Below are 17,463 nucleotides of genomic sequence, written 5' to 3' on the forward strand. Positions count from 1 at the left end.
AATTCCGATGAAGTCTAACGCGCCCCAGGCAGATTTGCCCACTGCACCAGCAGCGCTTCGAGAAGCAAGACACGGTTGAGGTTGGCCTTGCCCAGCACTTTCTGCCGATGGGCCAGCAACCAATCCTGCAACGTCAAGAGTTTTGCCGGTGTCGTTTTCTGCGCCAGATACTGGATCACCTTGGCCATATCGGTCGCGCCAAGCCCTGACTCATCCTCGCTCATCTGATAGCGCAGGATCAGGTGCGCCCATTCGCAGAACCAGTCGAACAGCAGGATCAATGAAAGTGGATTCCAGGCTTCAGCCAACTGACTGGGTGATTGCTGCTGCTTGAGCAACTTCTTTATCCCGTCCACGACCTGCACCCGCATCTCGAGCACGCCCAGGGCATGCAGTCGGCATGCGGCCAGGGGCGAACCCGCCGCCAGCGTCAGCAATTCCTCGCGTTGCTCGGCAGGCAACTCCGGGAGCTGCACAGCCAGCCAGTCGAGGCTTTGCGCCCGCGCCGGCAAGGGACAGGCCTGCTGCACGCATCGGCTTCTGATGGTCGGCAGCAGTCGGCTTGGCTGGTGGCTGATCAGCAGCAGCACCGTATCGCCAGCGGGCTCCTCGAGACTCTTGAGCAGCGCATTGGCTGCGTTGAGATTCATTGCCTCGACCGGTTCGAGCAGCACCACCTTGCGTCCACCCATCTGAGCGGTCTGGGTCACGAAACCGACCAGCTGGCGCACCTGATCGACACGAATCGCCTTGTCAGCCTCTTCCGGTTCGAGAATGCAATGATCGGGGTGAGTCTGCGCAGCGAGTAGCTGGCAGCTTCGGCACTCACCGCAAGCACCCTCTATCGATGGCTGTCGGCACAGCAACAGTGCCATCAGGCGTTCGGCCAGTGCTCGCTTGCCGATACCCGTCGGCCCATGCAGCAAATAGGCATGTGCATGCTGCGCGCGGCCTGCCAGTAGCTGCCACAGACCAGCCTGCCAGGGAAGGATTTCAGCCACTGACACGCTCCAGAATCTGCGGTAGCAGTGCGCGCAGATCACGCTGTACCGCCGCCAGCGGCTGTCCGGCGTCGATCACCCGATAGCGCGCCGGCGTCTGACGGGCGCGATCAAGATAGGCATTGCGCACGGCCTCGAAGAAACCCAGGCCTTCCTGCTCGAAACGGTCGAGACGCCCGCGTGCCGCCGCCCGACTCAGGCCGATCTCGACCTTCAGATCGAAAATCAGCGTCAGGTCGGGACGCAAATCGCCCTGCACGAAGTTTTCAAGCTGCTCAATGCGTTGCAGGGCCAGGCCACGACCACCGCCCTGATAGGCATAGGTCGCATCGGTAAAACGATCACACAACACCACCGCACCCCGCGCCAGCGCCGGCCGGATGACCTGATCGATATGCTGCGCGCGCGCGGCGAATACCAGCAGCAACTCCGTGTCGCTGGCCATGGGTTCATCGGCTGGCGCCAGCAGAATTTCGCGGATGCGTTCGGCCAGTGGGGTGCCGCCCGGTTCGCGGGTCAGCACCACATCGACGCCGCGCTCACGCAGATACTCGGCAATGAATTCACGATTGGTACTCTTTCCCGCGCCCTCAGGCCCCTCCAGGGTGATAAAGCATCCCGTCACTGGCTATTCTCGCTTGCTGCCGGCGCTGACCGGGGCGGTGGACTGGAACGGTAGTCGGCGCGGCGCTTGAGCTGATATTCGCGCACCGCCCGATTATGCTCGGCCAGCGTATTGCTGAAGACATGACTGCCGTCGCCTCGCGCCACGAAGTACAGGCTGGTGCCTTCCATGGGGTGCAGGGCAGCGTGAATCGCCTCGCGACCGACCATGGCGATGGGCGTCGGCGGCAGGCCGGCATTGGTATAGGTGTTGTAAGGCGTTGGCTTGCGCAAATCGGCACGGGTAATCCGTCCGCGATAGTTTTCGCCCATGCCGTAGATCACCGTCGGGTCGGTCTGCAGCAGCATGCCACGTGCGAGGCGGCGCACAAACACGCCCGCAATCTCACCGCGCTCGGAGGGCACGCCGGTTTCCTTCTCAATGATCGAGGCCATGATCAGCGCCTGATAGGGTTCCTTGTAGGGCAAGCCTTCGCTACGACGCTGCCACTCATCGGCCAGCACGCTTTCGAGCCGGACAAAGGCCCGTTGCAGCAATTCGATATCGGTTACACCACGGGTGAAGCTGTAGGTATCGGGAAAGAAACGCCCTTCCGGATGCAGATCCGCATGCCCGAGTAGCGCCATGACCTCGCGGTCGGACAGATCCGCGATGGTCTGCTCGACCAGGGGCGAAGCCTGCAGCGCGGTACGTACCTGCCGGAAATTCCAGCCCTCGACAATGGTCAGGGTGTGTTGAACGACCTCGCCACGCTGCCACAGCCCGATCAGCTCACCCGCCGTCATGCCCGCAAGCAGCCGATATTCACCGCTGTGCAGGGTTTGACCGGACAGATTCAGCCGCCAATGCAATCGCAGCCAGAAAGAGTCACGCAGAACCCCTTCACGCTCCAGCCGCTGAAACAGACCACTGGGCGTATCGCCGGATACGACTTCCAGCATGCGCACTTCGTCGAGCTGAAGCGGCTGCTCCAAGGCGGCGTGAAGTTTCCAGGCAACCAGGCCGTAGGCCAGCACAGCGAGCAGCACCACGCCCAACAGCGCAAAAGACAGTTTTCGAATCACGTACCACTCGACAGGTCGGCAATCAGGCTCTGCAGTTTACGTGTGAGTGCACCTACCGGCCAGACATGGGTGTGCAGTTGGCTCACGGGCCAGATGCCATAAAGACTGTTGCAAACGAAGACTTCGTCAGCCATGAGCAGTTGTTCAAGGCTGACATCGCCAACCTGGGTCCGGATTTCCGCACGCTGTGCGCGCTCGAGAATTTCAGCGCGCATCACGCCCGCCACGCCGCAACGCTCAAGCGATGGCGTCTGAAGTACGCCGTCCGAATACAGGAAAATATTGCTGAACACCGCCTCGACGACGCGCCCGGACATATCGCGCATCAGCCCTTCGGCAAAGGCCGAATCCTGCCATTCGCCACGGGCCAACACCTGCTCCAGACGATTGAGATGCTTCAATCCGGCCAGCGCAGGCTGCTCGGCCAGGCGCGTGGCGCAGGGATACAGACGCACACCATGCTCGGCATGTTTGCGAGGATAGTCGGGTGCAGGCGAACCCAGCAGCACTGAGCGTGGCTGGCACGGTTGTGGTGGCGCATAACCACGCCGGCCATCGCCCCGGCTGAGGACAAGCTTGGCGACGCCGTCACCCAGCGCGGTGCTGAATGCAAGAATCTGTGTACGCAGCTTCGCCGGGTCGCAGGGAATGCCCAGACGCTGGCAACCGTTCTCGAGTCGTTGCAGGTGCCGATCCAGCAGTTGCGGTTGCCGGGCAACCACCCTGATGGTTTCGAACAGACCATCGCCGTAGGCGAAACCACGATCATGAACAGGCACCCCGGTAGCGGGATGCCCATCCACCCAGGTCAGTGTCACTCGGTGAACCGACGGAACACCAGTGAGCCGTTGGTGCCGCCAAAACCGAACGAGTTTGACACCGCGACATCGATCAGCCTCGGCTTGGCCTCGTGCGGCACGAAGTCCAGATCGCAGCCTTCATCCGGCTCATGGAGATTGATGGTCGGCGGTGCCACCTGATCACGAATGGCCAGGACACTGAAGATCGCCTCAACCGCACCGGCAGCACCCAGCAGATGCCCCACCATGGATTTGGTCGAACTTACCGACAGGTCATAGGCATGGCTGCCGAATACCGACTTGATCGCCGCAACTTCAGCCTTATCACCCGCCGGTGTCGAAGTGCCGTGGGCATTGATGTAGTGCACCTGCTCGGCATCGATCTTCGCGTCCTGAATGGCATTGCGAATACAGCGTGCAGCCCCGGCGCCATCTTCCGGCGGCGAGGTCATGTGGAAGGCATCGGCGCTCATGCCGAAACCAATCAGCTCGGCATAGATCTTCGCACCACGAGCCCGCGCATGTTCCAGCTCTTCCAACACCAGCGAGCCGGCGCCATCGGAGAGAACGAAACCATCCCGGCCCTTGTCCCAGGGACGGCTTGCCGTTGTCGGATCGTCATTGCGCGTGGACAAGGCCCGAGCAGCGGCAAAGCCACCAATCCCCAGCCCGCAGGCAGCCATTTCCGAGCCACCGGCAACCATCACATCCGCTTCACCATAGGCAATGTTCCGCGCGGCCATGCCGATGCAGTGCGTACCGGTGGTGCAGGCCGTGGCAATGGCGTAGTTGGGACCTTGCAATCCCAGATGGATCGAGAGAAAGCCCGACACCATATTGATGATCGAACCCGGTACGAAAAAGGGTGAAATGCGCCGTGGCCCCTGTTCGATCAGGGACTTGCAGCTGTTCTCGATATTAGTCAGGCCGCCAATACCGGACCCCATGGCAACCCCGATGCGTTCGCGATTGGCGTCGGTGATCTCCAACCCGGAATCACGCACTGCCTGGAAACTGGCAGCCAGGCCGTACTGGATAAAGAGATCGAGCTTGCGCGCCTCTTTGGCCGGCAGGTATTGCTCGACGTCGAAATTCTTGATCGATCCACCAAAGCGGGTGGCATAAGCAGAAAGATCCATGTGGTCTATCAGGCCGATGCCACTGCGACCGGCGAGAATCCCCTGCCAGCTGCTTGGCACATCGTTACCCAGTGGCGATAGCATGCCCATCCCGGTGATGACGACGCGTCTACGCGACACAGCAATTCTCCTTACGTTTACTTGTAGCCCGACCTGCTCCGCTGACAATCGCAACGGATGAGAGAGCATCCTTCACAGAGGTCGTTCGCATGGACGCGATCCACTGCATTTAATCTGATTTTCAAACAAAAGCCGCACTACCCGTTCAAAGGCAGTGCGGCTTTACTGACTCGAAGCAGGATTACAACTTACTGCGCGTGCGCGTTGATGTAATCGATGGCTTCTTGAACAGTGGTGATCTTCTCGGCTTGCTCGTCCGGGATCTCGGTCTCGAATTCCTCTTCCAGAGCCATCACCAGCTCAACGGTATCAAGGGAGTCGGCACCCAGGTCTTCGACGAAGGAAGCGCTGTTGGTGACTTCCTCTTCCTTGACGCCAAGTTGCTCGGCAACGATTTTCTTGACGCGTTCTTCGATGGTGCTCATACCTTGTTTTCACTCCTATGGAAAAATCCAGGCAGCTGGTCTGCGCGGTAGTGTATAGAAAGCGTTTTCCGCATTTCAAGCTGAAAGCGGGCAAGCATGAACCTGCTTTCAACCTTCTGTCTATAAACACACCGCAGTTTTATAACGAATCAATCAGCCGTTATGGCTGCATACATGCGTTGGGCGGCGCATCAGCTCATGTACATGCCGCCATTCACCGGAACCGTAGCCCCGGTAACATAGGCAGCACCATCAGAAGCCAGAAAGGCGACGACCTTGGCAATTTCTTCCGCCTGCCCGAGACGACCCAGAGGAATCTGTCCCAGCAGTGCATCACGCTGAGCTTCAGGCAGCTCGCGCGTCATGTCGGTATCAATGAAACCCGGCGCCACGGCATTGACCGTGATACCACGCGAACCCACTTCACGAGCCAGCGCACGACTGAAACCTTCGAGGCCGGCCTTGGCTGCGGCGTAGTTTACCTGTCCCGCGTTGCCCATGGCACCCACTACGGAACCAATGCTGATGATCCGCCCCCAGCGCGCCTTGGTCATGCCGCGCAGAACGCCCTTGGTCAGGCGATAAAGACTGTTGAGATTGGTATTGATCACATCATTCCATTCGTCGTCTTTCATGCGCAGCATCAGGTTGTCGCGCGTGATGCCGGCGTTGTTGACCAGAATGGCGGGTTGACCCAGATGCTGCTGGATGTGCTCAAGAGTAGTGGCGACAGACTCGTCGTTAGTCACGTCCAGCACCAGGCCAGCACCTTCGATACCGTTTTCACGAAGGGTTTCAGCAATGCGCTCAGCCCCGGAAGGAGAGGTCGCAGTGCCAATTACTATGGCACCCTGGCGCCCGAGTTCCAGCGCCACAGCCTGGCCGATACCACGACTGGCGCCTGTCACCAACGCAACCTTGCCTTGCAGATTCATAGTGTTCTCCTTGTTCATGCCAGCGCGCCATGTGTAGCAGCAAAGGCATCAGGGGTGTCGAGATTGTAGGTGTTGATGCCCTTGACGCAACGTTTGTTGAGCCCCGACAGAACCTTGCCCGGACCACATTCGACCAGATCGGTCACGCCACGCTCACCGAGAGCCATAATGGTTTCGACCCAGCGTACCGGGCTGTAGAGCTGAGCCAGCAGATCGCGTTTGAGTGTATCGAGATCCTCGACAATCGCTGCGCTGACATTCTGCACCAGGGCAATCTCGGGAGCTCGCCAGGCGGCTGCGATCAGCGCGTCGGCAAACCGCTCCGCAGCTGGACGCATCAGGTCGCAATGCGACGGCACACTGACCGGCAGCGGCATGGCGCGCTTGGCGCCCCTGGCCTTGCAGGCGTCGATGGCACGCTCGACCGCAGCAGCAGAACCGGCGATCACGACCTGCCCGGGAGCATTGAAATTGACCGCACTGACCACCTCGCCCTGCGCCGCTTCGGCACAGGCAGCCAGCACGTCGGAATCTTCCAGCCCCAGAATCGCCGCCATGCCGCCAGTACCCGCAGGCACCGCCTGCTGCATCAACTGGCCGCGCAGTTCGACCAGCTTCACCGCATCGGCAAACGGCAGGCTGCCGGACGCAACCAGTGCGCTGTACTCGCCAAGGCTGTGGCCGGCAACGAATGCCGGACGTGCGCCACCCTCGGCCAGCCAAAGACGCCATAACGCGATGGAGGCTGCAAGAATGGCCGGCTGAGTCTTGTCGGTCTGGTTCAGTTGTTCTTGCGGCCCTTGCTGGGCAAGCGCCCAAAGGTCATAGCCCAGAGCGGAAGACGCTTCAGCGAAGGTTTCCAGCACCAGTGCCTGGGTGCCGTACTCGGCGAGCATACCCACGGACTGGGAGCCCTGACCCGGAAAGACGAATGCAAGTGATGCGGACATGAAACAGCTCTCTTGTTGTGGTTCGTCAAAAGAATGCGCCATGCCGGCGCCTCAAATTCTCAGTTGGATGGCAAGCCATCGCCTGTGGTCACATCAATGCCGCTGACAAGCGACTGATCGGTCGCAAACAGACGCTCCAGTCGACTGTGTAACTGCTCCGGCAGATTATGCCGAACATCTTCCGCCGCACGCCGGATGGCCGACTGAAAACCTTCCCTGCCAGCACTGCCATGACTTTTCACGACGATGCCCTGCAAGCCCAGAAAGCTCGCACCGTTGTATTGCGCCGGACTCATGTCGGCGCGCAGCTGACGCAACAGCGGCAGCGCAAGCGCGCCCAGCAGGCGCGAAAACAGCGAGCGCTGACACAATGCCTCGACACGCGAGGAAACCAGCTGCGCAAGTCCCTCCGTGGACTTGAGAAGAATATTGCCGACAAAACCATCACAGACGATGACGTCAGCCTCTCCCCGAAAGAGTCCATCACCCTCGATAAAACCGCTGTAGTCGAGGTCAACCGCCTGCTGCAACAAAAGCGCGGCCGCCTTGACCTGCTGATTGCCCTTGATCGCCTCGGTTCCCACGTTCAGCAGTGCCACCCGCGGCCGCTCAACCCCCAGACTCTGCGCCGCAACCGACCCCATCACGCCAAACTGATAGAGCTGCTCGGCACTGCAATCCACGTTGGCGCCCAGATCAAGCAACAGGCAGGAGCCGTCACGAGTCGGTATGGCGGTCGCCATGGCCGGGCGATCGATGCCCGGCAGCGTTTTCAGGACATGCCGAGCAAGCGCCATCAGAGCACCGGTATTGCCGGCACTGACGCAGGCCTGGGCCTGGCCGTCACGCACCAGCTCAAGCGCAACACGCATGGACGATCGAGGCTTGCCACGCAACGCCTGGGTCGGTCGCTCGTCCATCCCGATGACCTCATCAGCCTCGACAATTTTCAGACGTGCAGCATCCACCCGCCCATATCGGGAGACGATTTCTTCAAGGATGGAGGTTTGGCCGACAAGGACCAGGTGCAGCGAGGGCGCTTCAGCCAGACAGTCGAGACTGGCCGGAACAATGCAGTGAGGACCGAAGTCCCCACCCATTGCATCGATCGCGATGATCGGAGCGGACAAGGTTTACTCGTCAGCGCCCTTGTCGATCACCTTGCGACCACGGTAGAAACCTTCCGGGGAAACGTGGTGACGCAGGTGAATTTCACCGGTGCTCTTTTCCACGGACAGGGCGTTCGGCACCAGGGCGTCATGGGAACGACGCATATCGCGGGCGGAACGGGATTTTTTGTTCTGCTGAACAGCCATTGGGATCAACTCCTAAACGTTTGGGTCACGCTTTAACTGCGCCAGTACGCTGAACGGGTTGGACCGCGTTACCTCGTCCTCACTCGGCTCGGACTCATCAGGCCCTGCCGGCGGCTGGCAAATTTCAAGGTCATGGAGTGGAACAATCGGAAGAGCGAGCAAAAGCTCCTCTTCAACCAGCGCCAGCAGATCCAGAGGATCCTCTCCCACTTCCAGCACGTCATAGCCCTTGGGCAGGTTCTGGCCGCTCGAACCTTCACTCACAACGGCATAATCGCATTCGCTGTGAATTGGCAGAACAACCGTCTCCAGACAACGCTGGCAAATCATTGTGACCTCAACGCTCAGTTCACTGTGGATGACCACGGTTCGCTGCTCGTCGCGCCCAAAGTCGAAACTGGCGCGCACCACACCCTTGTCGTCCTCTAGAGGATCGACAAGCCGCTTGAGCTCAGACAACTGCAGCTCGCCCTTGAGGGAGGCCGCTCGGTCAGCGAGCTTGCGCGGGTCAACGTGCGGGGGTATTGGTCCTTTCAACATAAGCGCGGCATTCTAGGGATGCGCCCTACGGCTGTCAAAGGAATTCAGCTTCTGAGAGCAGCCCACCCGACGACAATCCAGCATCTATATATAAGGAACAAACATGCGCCGCCTGCTACTCGCTTCAAGCTCCCCCTATCGACGCGAACTGCTTTCACGCCTGCGCCTGCCGTTCGACTGCTGCGCCCCGCATATCGACGAAACCGCTCATCCCGATGAAGCCCCGGAACAGCTAGTACGCCGGCTTTCGCGCGAAAAAGCCCAGGCGCTGTCCGACAGCCATCCTGATCATCTGATCATTGGCTCCGATCAGGTGGCCGTGCTTGGCGGCAGGATTATCGGCAAACCGTACACCTTCGAGCGCGCGAAAGAGCAGCTGCTGTCATGCAGCGGCAAGCGTCTGGACTTTCTGACCGGCCTGACGCTGCTGGATAGTCGCAATGGAACCGAGCAGGTAGATTGCCTGCGCTTCAGCGTACATTTCCGCGAACTCGACGAGGGGCAGATCGAGCGCTATCTCAGGACCGAGCAACCCTTCGATTGCGCAGGCAGTTTCAAGGCAGAAGGCCTGGGTATCAGCCTGTTCCGCACCACCGAAGGAGAAGATGCCACCAGCCTGATCGGATTGCCGCTGATCCGACTGGTGGACATGCTCAACCATGCAGGAATCGAGGTCCCCTGATAAAAACCGCAACTCAGCGCAGCGCCGGCCCCTGCAACCCCATCCACAGCGCCAGCTGCGCACCCACGCCGGCGCCGAGTTTTTTGGTGAAGCGGTCAAGTGGAGAATCCTTGACGGTGAAATCCACTATCACCTCTTCACCGACCACCTCCCTTGCCACGTATCCGGTACTGCCAAGACCATCGATCAGCCCCAGCTCCAGTGCCTGCTCACCCGACCAGATCAGGCCGGAGAACAGCTCGGGATATGCCTCTACCTGCAGCCGGTCACCACGCCCCTGCTTGACGCTATCAATGAACTGACGATGGGTGGTCGCCAGCACACTCCCCCAGAATTCGGTTTCTTCCTGCTTCTGCGGCTGGAAGGGATCGAGAAACGCCTTGTGCTCGCCGGAGGTGTACACCCGCCGCTCGACACCCAACTTGTCCAGTGCCCCGACAAAACCGAAGGTTGCAGCCGTCACACCGATGGAGCCCACCAGGCTCGACTTGTCGGCATAGATTTCATCCGCAGCACTGGCGATGTAATAAGCGCCCGAAGCGCCTAGGTCGGTAATCACCGCATAGACCTTGATCGCCGGATACTCGCCTCGCAGTCGACGAATTTCATCGTATATATAGCCTGACTGCACTGGACTCCCACCAGGACTGTTGATGCGCAACACCACGGCTCGGGTCCCCGAATCATCAAATGCCGCGCGCAACGCACCGACTATATTGTCGGCACTGGCCTGCTCTTCATCGGCGATCATCCCCCGCACATTGATTACGGCGGTATGGCGGCCGCCGTCCTTCTTGCCGTCACCCAACTGCAGCAGCGGCGAAAAAAGCGCCAGCGCCACGAACAGGTACAAAAAGGTCAAGGACTTGAAGAATATCCCCCAGCGCCTGGCCCTGCGCTGCTCCTGCACGCCTGCCAGCAGCGTCTTCTCCAGCAATTTCCAGCTATTACGCTCTTCCTTACTCCCCTCGACCGGGGCTTTCCATTCATCCGACATATATACCTGCCTCAGTCTTGCCTGCAGCGCGCAGCCACTGGCCGAGCTCCGAAAAGCCATTGATCGCAAAACGTGGTGAACAGGCCTGCAAAACCTCGAAAGGCTGCGCACCGTAGCCGACCGCGACACTATCCACCCCGGCGCGCCTGGCCATTTTCAGATCGAACACCGAATCACCAATCATCAACGCCTGCTCGGGTCTTGCCCCGCAGTGCGCCAGAATCTCCTGAATCATCAAAGGATGAGGCTTGCTGGCTGTTTCATCCGCGCAGCGCGTGACGTCGAAGAAATCCGTCAGCCCCTGACCCGCAAGCACCCGATCCAACCCCTGCCGCCCCTTGCCAGTCGCCACGGCGAGCCGATACCCCTGCTCGCGAAACTGCTGCAGACCTTCGACAACACCGGGATACAGCGCCGCAGGCTCGGCTTCGAGCGCCAGATAGTGCTCGATATAAGCATCCCTGAAAGCCGCCACCCTGAGTTCATCGCCCAGGTCCGGATACAGCGTGGCAATGGCCTCAGGCAAGGCAAGGCCAATGATGCCCTTGATGGCGAGCTCATCGAGCACAGGCAGATCACATACTTTGGCCGCCGCACAGACCGATTCGACGATGCGCCCGATAGAGTCCATCAGGGTTCCGTCCCAATCGAAAATCAGCAGACTGTAATCACTCACCCAGACGCTCCAGCGTGCGCGACCAGAGTTCGTCGACCGGCGCTTCCAGGCTCAGCTCACCCCCTTCGGGCAAAGGCACCCGCAATGCATAGGCATGCAGGAACAGACGTTTGCCGCCCAACTCACGAATCAACCCGGAAAACTCCTCATCGCCATATTTACTGTCACCGGCAATGGCATGCCCGGCATGGCGTGCATGCACGCGGATCTGATGGGTACGCCCGGTAATGGGCTTGGCCTCAACCAACGTGGCAAAATCGCCGAAACGACGCAGCACACGGAACAGCGTCAGCGCCTCCTTGCCCTCATCCGTCACCTCAACCATGCGCTCACCGGAACGCAAGGTGTTTTTCAGCAAGGGCGCATTGACCTGTTTCGTGCCCGTCTCCCAGCGACCGCGCACCAGCGCCATATAACGCTTGTCAACACCGTCGCCACGCAGTGCCTGATGCAGGTGACGGAGCATGCTGCGCTTCTTAGCAATCATCAGCAGACCCGACGTATCGCGATCCAGGCGATGCACCAGCTCCAACTCCTTGGCATCCGGGCGCAGCTGGCGCAGCGCCTCAATGACCCCAAAACTGAGTCCGCTACCGCCATGCACGGCAATGCCGGCCGGCTTGTTGAGCACGATCAGCGCCTTGTCTTCATAAACAATGGCAGCCTCCAGGCGATCGAGCAGCCCTTGAGCAAGCGGCACGATCTCGTCGCGCTCAGCCAGCCGCAAAGGCGGCACACGCACCATGTCGCCAGCCTGAAGTTTGTATTCGGGCTTTATCCGACCTTTATTGACCCGCACCTCACCCTTGCGCAGGATGCGGTAGATCAACGTCTTGGGCACGCCCTTGAGCTGGGTTCGAAGAAAGTTATCGATGCGCTGGCCGGCAAGTTCCGGCGAGACCTCAAGCATTTGCACGCCTGTGGTCTGGAGAGGTGTATTGGTCATTGGCAAATGGTATCAATTTTCATGCAATTGAAGCACTTAAACATTGCTGTTATAGTCCCGTGGCCGCCAAAAGCGGCCAGGTCTGAGGAAGCATGAAATAGCCATCCCTGACCGGAAACGTGTTCGAGGACGTGAGGCCGTCCGACGTACCCTCTCTCAAGTAGCGACGAGGTTGCGAAACAAGCCTTGAAGACATGATGCGTGCCCCCTCTTTTGGGCAATCGCGATAATCGAAAACCCGCTCTCTGGATTCTGCGAGCGGCACCCGATTTTCAACGTATGCGTGTTGGGTCGAGATGCACAGCATCGGATTGCGTAGCAAAGGCTTACACAGACGTTTCATTCCGTCCGCTACCGATGCCTGATTCCTCCTCCCGAACCATTGCTGCTGTTTCGACAGCAAGCAGGAGACGTCGTCGCGACGCCGGCCCAACTGGCCTCACATCGCTGGACACTGGAGTGCCTTACAACCATTCCTGACGCACCTGACACCGACCGCGAGAGTCGTGTGTGCCGAACGCCGTTTCCGGATGCCACGGAAACCGACGGTACTACATGAAAAGAATGCTGATTAACGCAACCCAGCCTGAAGAGTTGCGCGTTGCACTGGTCGATGGCCAGAGACTGTTCGACCTGGATATCGAATCCGGCGCTCGCGAGCAGAAGAAAGCCAACATCTACAAAGGCAAGATCACCCGCGTCGAAGCCAGCCTCGAAGCCGCTTTTGTCGACTTTGGCGCTGACCGCCACGGCTTCCTGCCTCTCAAGGAAATCTCCCGCGAATATTTCTCCAAGGCTCCCGAAGGCCGCGTCAACATCAAGGACGTCCTGAAGGAAGGCCAGGAAGTCATCGTTCAGGTCGAAAAGGAAGAGCGCGGCAACAAGGGCGCCGCCCTGACCACCTTCATCAGCCTGGCTGGCCGCTACCTTGTACTGATGCCTAACAATCCGAGGGCGGGCGGCATTTCGCGCCGCATCGAAGGCGAGGAACGCAACGAGCTGCGCGAAGCCCTGAACGGCATCGACGTCCCGGCCGACATGGGTCTGATCGTGCGCACTGCCGGCCTCGGTCGCTCCAGCGAAGAGCTGCAGTGGGACCTCGATTACCTGGTGCAACTCTGGAGCGCCGTCAAGGAAGCCTCCCAGGACCGCCCTGCTCCATTCCTGATCTATCAGGAATCCAACGTCATCATCCGCGCCATCCGCGACTACCTGCGCCAGGACATCGGCGAAGTACTGATCGACAGCATCGATGCCCAGGAAGAAGCCCTGAGCTTCATCCAGCAGGTGATGCCGCAGTACGCCAGCAAGATCAAGCTGTATGAAGACAGCGTGCCGCTGTTCAATCGCTTCCAGATCGAAAGCCAGATCGAAACCGCCTTCCAGCGTGAAGTGAAACTGCCGTCCGGCGGCTCCATCGTTATCGATCCGACCGAAGCACTGGTGTCCATCGACATCAACTCGGCGCGCGCCACCAAGGGCGGCGATATCGAGGAAACCGCGCTACAGACCAACCTGGAAGCGGCTGAAGAAATCGCCCGCCAGCTGCGCCTGCGCGATATCGGCGGGCTGATCGTCATCGACTTCATCGACATGACCCCGGCGAAGAACCAGCGCGCCGTGGAAGAAAAGGTCCGCGAAGCCCTGGAAGCCGACCGTGCCCGCATCCAGGTTGGTCGCATTTCGCGCTTTGGTCTGCTGGAAATGTCTCGCCAGCGCCTGCGTCCGTCGCTGGGCGAAACCAGTGGCATCGTCTGCCCGCGCTGCAAGGGACAAGGCATCATTCGTGACGTCGAGTCGCTGTCGCTGGCCATCCTGCGCCTGATCGAGGAAGAAGCACTGAAGGACCGCACCGCAGAGATTCGCGCACGCGTACCCTTCCAGGTGGCGGCTTTCCTGCTCAATGAAAAACGCAATGCCATCACCAAGATCGAACTGCGCACCCGCGCGCGCATCTTCATTCTGCCGGACGACCACCTGGAAACGCCGCACTTCGAAGTGCAGCGCCTACGCGACGACAGCCCGGAAATCATGGTCGGTCAGGCCAGCTACGAGATGAGCCCGACAGAAGTCGAAGAAGCACAGCCAGTCAGCTCGACCCGCACCCTGGTGCGCCAGGAAGCAGCGGTCAAGACCGCGCCACAGCGCACGGCTCCAGCCCCCGCAGCCGCCACCCCTTCGCCTGCCGCCGCCCCGGCACCTGCCGCTCCCGCTGCACAGGAACCAAGCCTGTTCAAGGGACTGGTCAAATCCCTGGTCGGCCTTTTTGCCGGCAAGCAGGAAGAACCCGTTGTCGAGGTCGAGAAAAAGCCGGCATCCGGCAATCGCCCACAGCGCAATGATGAGCGTCGCACCGGTCGCCAGCAGAATCGTCGCCGTGACTCTCGCAGCAGCCGTGACGAAGAGCGCAAGCCTCGGGAAGAGCGCGCACCACGTGAAGATCGCCAACCCCGTGAAGAGCGCCAGCCGCGACCACCACGCGAAGAGCGCAAACCACGTGAGCCGCGCGAATCGGTAGAAACCAGCGAAAGCACTTCGCAGCCGCAAGCGCAACCACGTCGCGAACGCACACCACGCGAGGACCGCCAGCCGCGTGAAGAGCGCAAGCGCGAGCTGCGCGCACCGATTGACGAAAACGATCAGTCCGCCACGACCGTGAGCGAAGACATCACCGAGCGCAAGCCGCGCGCACCTCGTGAGGAGCGCAAACCGCGCACGGAACAGGCTCCTCTTGAGGAAGCCGTGCTGCAGGACGAAGAAACCCAGGAAGGCGCTACGGACGAGCAGGACTCGACCGAGAGCAGTGATCGTCCTCGCCGTCGCTCTCGTGGTCAGCGTCGCCGTAGCAACCGCCGCGATCGCCAGCGCGATGCCAATGGCAACGAAATCGACAGCGAAAGCGAGGTCGAAACAGGCGAAGTCAGCGAAAGCAATGCCCCGGTAAAATCCGAGCAGGTAGCCATCGCTGCAACCGCCGCAGCCCTCGTGGCCAACTCCGCCGAGACCGAGCCTGCACCGTCAGTAACTGCGATCGAAGCTGAAACAGCAGCACAGGAAGCACCCGTTACGCCTGTAGAAGTTGAACAGGCCAAACCGGAAGTGGCGACCGAAGCGCCGGCCAACGTAGTTGCAGAAGCAGAACAGGTCGAAGCTGAACCTTCTGCACCAGAGCCGATCGAAAGCACGCCCGTCCCCGCTGCCGAAGAGCCCGTAGCAGTTGTCGCCGAACCGGCTCCGATCGTTGAAGCTCAGCCTGCTGCTCCGGCACCGGTCCTTACGCCTTCGGGCCGCGCGCCCAACGACCCGCGTGAAGTGCGTCGTCGCCGTCGCGAGGAAGAGCGCCTGGCCAAGGAAGCCGCCGAGAGAGCTGCCGCCGAAGCACAGACCGCCGCTGAACAACCTCTGGCCAGCCCGGAAGTCGTTGCCGCCGAGCCTGTCGCTGAGCAAGCACCCACCGAAAAGCCTCTGGAAGCTTCGAGCAACCGCATGGAAGACGCCGCCGAGGAAGCGACTGAGCAACCAGCTGTCGACGCCGTGGTGCCGGCCCCTACAGGCGAAGAGAGAAAAGACAGCGAGTCTGAAAGCGATGAAAATCGCCAACGCTGATACATCGCGCTGACAGGGATGCCCCGGCATCCCGAACAAAACAAACCCCGCCTTAGTGCGGGGTTTTGTTTTTGAGCGCCAGGCAGGCTGCGATGTTCAAATAGCAAGACAGCTCGAAGGTTCCGCTCGGGCTTTACAGGCTTGCGCCGCTCGATCAGCCTTCGATGACGTTCGGCTCGATTTCCAGAACCACCCCGAAGCGTAAGTTGATATCCGTCTGGATACGCCGCGCCAATGCCAGGATCTGCTTACCACTGGCCTGGCCATGGTTGACCAGCACCAGAGCCTGCAGGCCATGCACGCCGGCATCACCTTCGCGAAAGCCTTTCCAGCCGGCCTGCTCAATCAACCAACCGGCGGCAAGCTTGACTTGCCCATTGGCTTGGGGAAAAGCCACCAGATTTGGATGGCACCTGCGCAACTCATCGGCCAGCGACTGTGGCACCAGTGGATTCTTGAAAAAACTGCCGGCATTGCCCAGCACCTGTGGATCAGGCAGCTTTTCACGGCGAATGGCACAGACTGCATCGCTGACATCGCGCGGGGTCGGGTGTTCTACGCCTGCCTGTAGCAACCTTTGCCGCAGGGGGCCGTATTCCAGTTGTAAACGCGGAGCCCGTCGCAATGCGAAACGCACCCGCAGAATGATGAAGCGCCCCGCTTTCTGCTTGAACAGGCTGTCGCGGTAACCGAAGGCACAAGCCGCTGCATCGAATTCGCACAACTCGCCCGTAGTGTGATCGAGCGCGGTCAGCCCGGCGAATACATCGCTTATTTCCACACCATAGGCGCCAACGTTCTGAATCGGTGCCGCACCTACGGTGCCAGGGATCAGGCTCAGATTCTCCAGACCGGCAAGACCCAGCTCAAGGCTATGCAGCACAAATGAATGCCAAGGCTCGCCCGCCTCCGCTTCCAGTACTACGTGATCACCCTCTTCGGAAAGTACGCGAATACCGCGACTGACCAGCCGCACCACCAGTGCCTCTACATCTGAGGTAAAGAGCAGATTGCTGCCGCCGCCAAGCACGCGCAGGGGCAACCCCAGGCGCTGCGCCGCAGCCAGCGCCTCGCGCACCTCCTGATCGTCATGCGCCTGGGCGAAGTAGCGCGCCCGCGCTTCCACGGCAAAGGTGTTGAATGGCTTGAGGGAAAAATCTTTTTCGATGATCAGGCTCACAGACGCGTCCTGATTTCGTTCAGCAACGCTGCGCTGGCCTGCTCAACCAGGTCCAGTACCTGCTCGAAGCCATCATCCCCCCCGTAATAAGGATCCGGTACGGCATCGCAACCCAGACCGTAGCGCCTGAGAAACAGGTCCAATTCGGCCCGGCCATTGACCGGCTGCATCTGCTGCAGGTGTGCCAGATTGTCGTGATCCATCGCCAGGATCAGGTCAAAGTCCTGGAAGTCTTCGGAACAGACCTGCCGCGCCCGCAGCGACGCAAGATCGTAGCCACGACGACTGGCAAACTGACAGCTGCGCTTATCCGGCACCTTGCCCCGATGCCAGTCAGCAGTGCCGGCAGAATCAATATGAATGCGTTTAGTCAGGCCAGCGGCCTGCACCTGATGGCGGAACACAGCTTCGGCGGTGGGTGAACGACAGATATTGCCCAGGCAAACGAACAGCACCTTCAC

The 17,463-nt window shown here is 60.2% G+C and carries 18 protein-coding genes; 2 read left to right on the forward strand and 16 right to left on the reverse strand.

Annotated features, from left to right (window positions below):
• Positions 1 to 14: 14 nt before the first annotated feature.
• From NAV32_RS03505 to NAV32_RS03555, 11 genes are all read right to left on the reverse strand, one after another.
• Complete coding sequence (locus NAV32_RS03505; protein WP_256051401.1) at positions 15 to 1,001, reverse strand: DNA polymerase III subunit delta'; 987 nt, start codon at positions 999 to 1,001, stop codon at positions 15 to 17.
• A complete protein-coding gene (tmk, locus tag NAV32_RS03510) occupies positions 994 to 1,626 on the reverse strand; it encodes a dTMP kinase (protein WP_256051402.1) in 633 nt (210 codons plus the stop codon). The genes NAV32_RS03505 and tmk overlap by 8 nt, the downstream gene beginning before the upstream one ends.
• Positions 1,623 to 2,690, reverse strand: a complete 1,068-nt coding sequence (gene mltG / locus NAV32_RS03515) for an endolytic transglycosylase MltG (protein WP_256051403.1) — start codon at positions 2,688 to 2,690, stop codon at positions 1,623 to 1,625. Before mltG ends, tmk begins: the two co-directional genes overlap by 4 nt.
• Entirely contained in the window at positions 2,687 to 3,502 is an 816-nt protein-coding gene (gene pabC, locus NAV32_RS03520) for an aminodeoxychorismate lyase (protein ID WP_256051494.1), read from the reverse strand. The genes mltG and pabC overlap by 4 nt, the downstream gene beginning before the upstream one ends.
• Before the next feature lie 2 nt (positions 3,503 to 3,504).
• On the reverse strand, positions 3,505 to 4,749 hold the full coding sequence (gene fabF, locus NAV32_RS03525; protein ID WP_256051404.1) for a beta-ketoacyl-ACP synthase II: 1,245 nt from the start codon (positions 4,747 to 4,749) through the stop codon (positions 3,505 to 3,507).
• Positions 4,750 to 4,937: 188 nt separating this feature from the next.
• Positions 4,938 to 5,174 carry an acyl carrier protein gene (gene acpP, locus NAV32_RS03530; RefSeq protein WP_003283670.1) on the reverse strand — a complete coding sequence of 79 codons (237 nt, stop codon included), beginning with the start codon at positions 5,172 to 5,174 and terminating at the stop codon, positions 4,938 to 4,940.
• 191 nt (positions 5,175 to 5,365) lie between these two features.
• Positions 5,366 to 6,109 (reverse strand): 3-oxoacyl-ACP reductase FabG, encoded by a 744-nt coding sequence (fabG, locus tag NAV32_RS03535; protein WP_256051405.1) that lies wholly within the window; start codon positions 6,107 to 6,109, stop codon positions 5,366 to 5,368.
• A gap of 14 nt (positions 6,110 to 6,123) precedes the next feature.
• Complete coding sequence (fabD, locus tag NAV32_RS03540; RefSeq protein ID WP_256051406.1) at positions 6,124 to 7,059, reverse strand: ACP S-malonyltransferase; 936 nt, start codon at positions 7,057 to 7,059, stop codon at positions 6,124 to 6,126.
• A 59-nt stretch (positions 7,060 to 7,118) separates the two neighbouring features.
• The gene (gene plsX / locus NAV32_RS03545) at positions 7,119 to 8,189 is read right to left on the reverse strand and encodes a phosphate acyltransferase PlsX (protein WP_256051407.1); all 1,071 of its coding nucleotides are present in this window, start codon (positions 8,187 to 8,189) and stop codon (positions 7,119 to 7,121) included.
• 3 nt (positions 8,190 to 8,192) lie between these two features.
• Complete coding sequence (gene rpmF, locus NAV32_RS03550) at positions 8,193 to 8,375, reverse strand: 50S ribosomal protein L32 (RefSeq protein ID WP_256051408.1); 183 nt, start codon at positions 8,373 to 8,375, stop codon at positions 8,193 to 8,195.
• 12 nt (positions 8,376 to 8,387) lie between these two features.
• A complete protein-coding gene (locus NAV32_RS03555) occupies positions 8,388 to 8,915 on the reverse strand; it encodes a YceD family protein (protein WP_256051409.1) in 528 nt (175 codons plus the stop codon).
• A gap of 103 nt (positions 8,916 to 9,018) precedes the next feature.
• Between NAV32_RS03555 and NAV32_RS03560 the strand changes: the two genes are divergently transcribed.
• Positions 9,019 to 9,597: a Maf family protein gene (locus NAV32_RS03560; protein WP_256051410.1), complete on the forward strand. Its 579-nt coding sequence runs from the start codon at positions 9,019 to 9,021 to the stop codon at positions 9,595 to 9,597.
• 13 nt (positions 9,598 to 9,610) lie between these two features.
• On the opposite strand, the gene NAV32_RS03565 is transcribed toward NAV32_RS03560, so the two are convergent.
• From NAV32_RS03565 to rluC, 3 genes are read right to left on the reverse strand one after another with little or no spacing between them, the layout of a single operon-like run.
• A complete protein-coding gene (locus tag NAV32_RS03565) occupies positions 9,611 to 10,594 on the reverse strand; it encodes a S49 family peptidase (RefSeq protein ID WP_256051411.1) in 984 nt (327 codons plus the stop codon).
• A complete protein-coding gene (locus NAV32_RS03570) occupies positions 10,584 to 11,270 on the reverse strand; it encodes an HAD-IA family hydrolase (RefSeq protein ID WP_256051412.1) in 687 nt (228 codons plus the stop codon). Before NAV32_RS03570 ends, NAV32_RS03565 begins: the two co-directional genes overlap by 11 nt.
• Positions 11,263 to 12,216 carry a 23S rRNA pseudouridine(955/2504/2580) synthase RluC gene (gene rluC / locus NAV32_RS03575; protein ID WP_256051413.1) on the reverse strand — a complete coding sequence of 318 codons (954 nt, stop codon included), beginning with the start codon at positions 12,214 to 12,216 and terminating at the stop codon, positions 11,263 to 11,265. Before rluC ends, NAV32_RS03570 begins: the two co-directional genes overlap by 8 nt.
• 555 nt (positions 12,217 to 12,771) lie before the next feature.
• Here rluC and rne point away from each other — a divergent pair.
• Positions 12,772 to 15,822 carry a ribonuclease E gene (gene rne / locus NAV32_RS03580; RefSeq protein WP_256051414.1) on the forward strand — a complete coding sequence of 1,017 codons (3,051 nt, stop codon included), beginning with the start codon at positions 12,772 to 12,774 and terminating at the stop codon, positions 15,820 to 15,822.
• A 154-nt stretch (positions 15,823 to 15,976) separates the two neighbouring features.
• On the opposite strand, the gene murB is transcribed toward rne, so the two are convergent.
• The gene (murB, locus tag NAV32_RS03585) at positions 15,977 to 17,002 is read right to left on the reverse strand and encodes a UDP-N-acetylmuramate dehydrogenase (protein ID WP_256051415.1); all 1,026 of its coding nucleotides are present in this window, start codon (positions 17,000 to 17,002) and stop codon (positions 15,977 to 15,979) included.
• Complete coding sequence (locus NAV32_RS03590) at positions 16,999 to 17,463, reverse strand: low molecular weight protein-tyrosine-phosphatase (RefSeq protein WP_256051416.1); 465 nt, start codon at positions 17,461 to 17,463, stop codon at positions 16,999 to 17,001. Before NAV32_RS03590 ends, murB begins: the two co-directional genes overlap by 4 nt.

It is taken from the genome of Stutzerimonas stutzeri (genome assembly GCF_024448695.1).
Classification (GTDB): domain Bacteria; phylum Pseudomonadota; class Gammaproteobacteria; order Pseudomonadales; family Pseudomonadaceae; genus Stutzerimonas; species Stutzerimonas stutzeri_T.

Coding starts and splice junctions, on each gene's coding strand:
- rpmF (WP_256051408.1), bottom strand. CDS start 8,375: ATGGCTGTTCAGCAGAACAAAAAATCCCGTTCCGCCCGCGATATGCGT.
- rne (WP_256051414.1), top strand. CDS start 12,772: ATGAAAAGAATGCTGATTAACGCAACCCAGCCTGAAGAGTTGCGCGTT.
- NAV32_RS03560 (WP_256051410.1), top strand. CDS start 9,019: ATGCGCCGCCTGCTACTCGCTTCAAGCTCCCCCTATCGACGCGAACTG.
- NAV32_RS03555 (WP_256051409.1), bottom strand. CDS start 8,915: ATGTTGAAAGGACCAATACCCCCGCACGTTGACCCGCGCAAGCTCGCT.
- NAV32_RS03565 (WP_256051411.1), bottom strand. CDS start 10,594: ATGTCGGATGAATGGAAAGCCCCGGTCGAGGGGAGTAAGGAAGAGCGT.
- fabG (WP_256051405.1), bottom strand. CDS start 6,109: ATGAATCTGCAAGGCAAGGTTGCGTTGGTGACAGGCGCCAGTCGTGGT.
- rluC (WP_256051413.1), bottom strand. CDS start 12,216: ATGACCAATACACCTCTCCAGACCACAGGCGTGCAAATGCTTGAGGTC.
- acpP (WP_003283670.1), bottom strand. CDS start 5,174: ATGAGCACCATCGAAGAACGCGTCAAGAAAATCGTTGCCGAGCAACTT.
- fabD (WP_256051406.1), bottom strand. CDS start 7,059: ATGTCCGCATCACTTGCATTCGTCTTTCCGGGTCAGGGCTCCCAGTCC.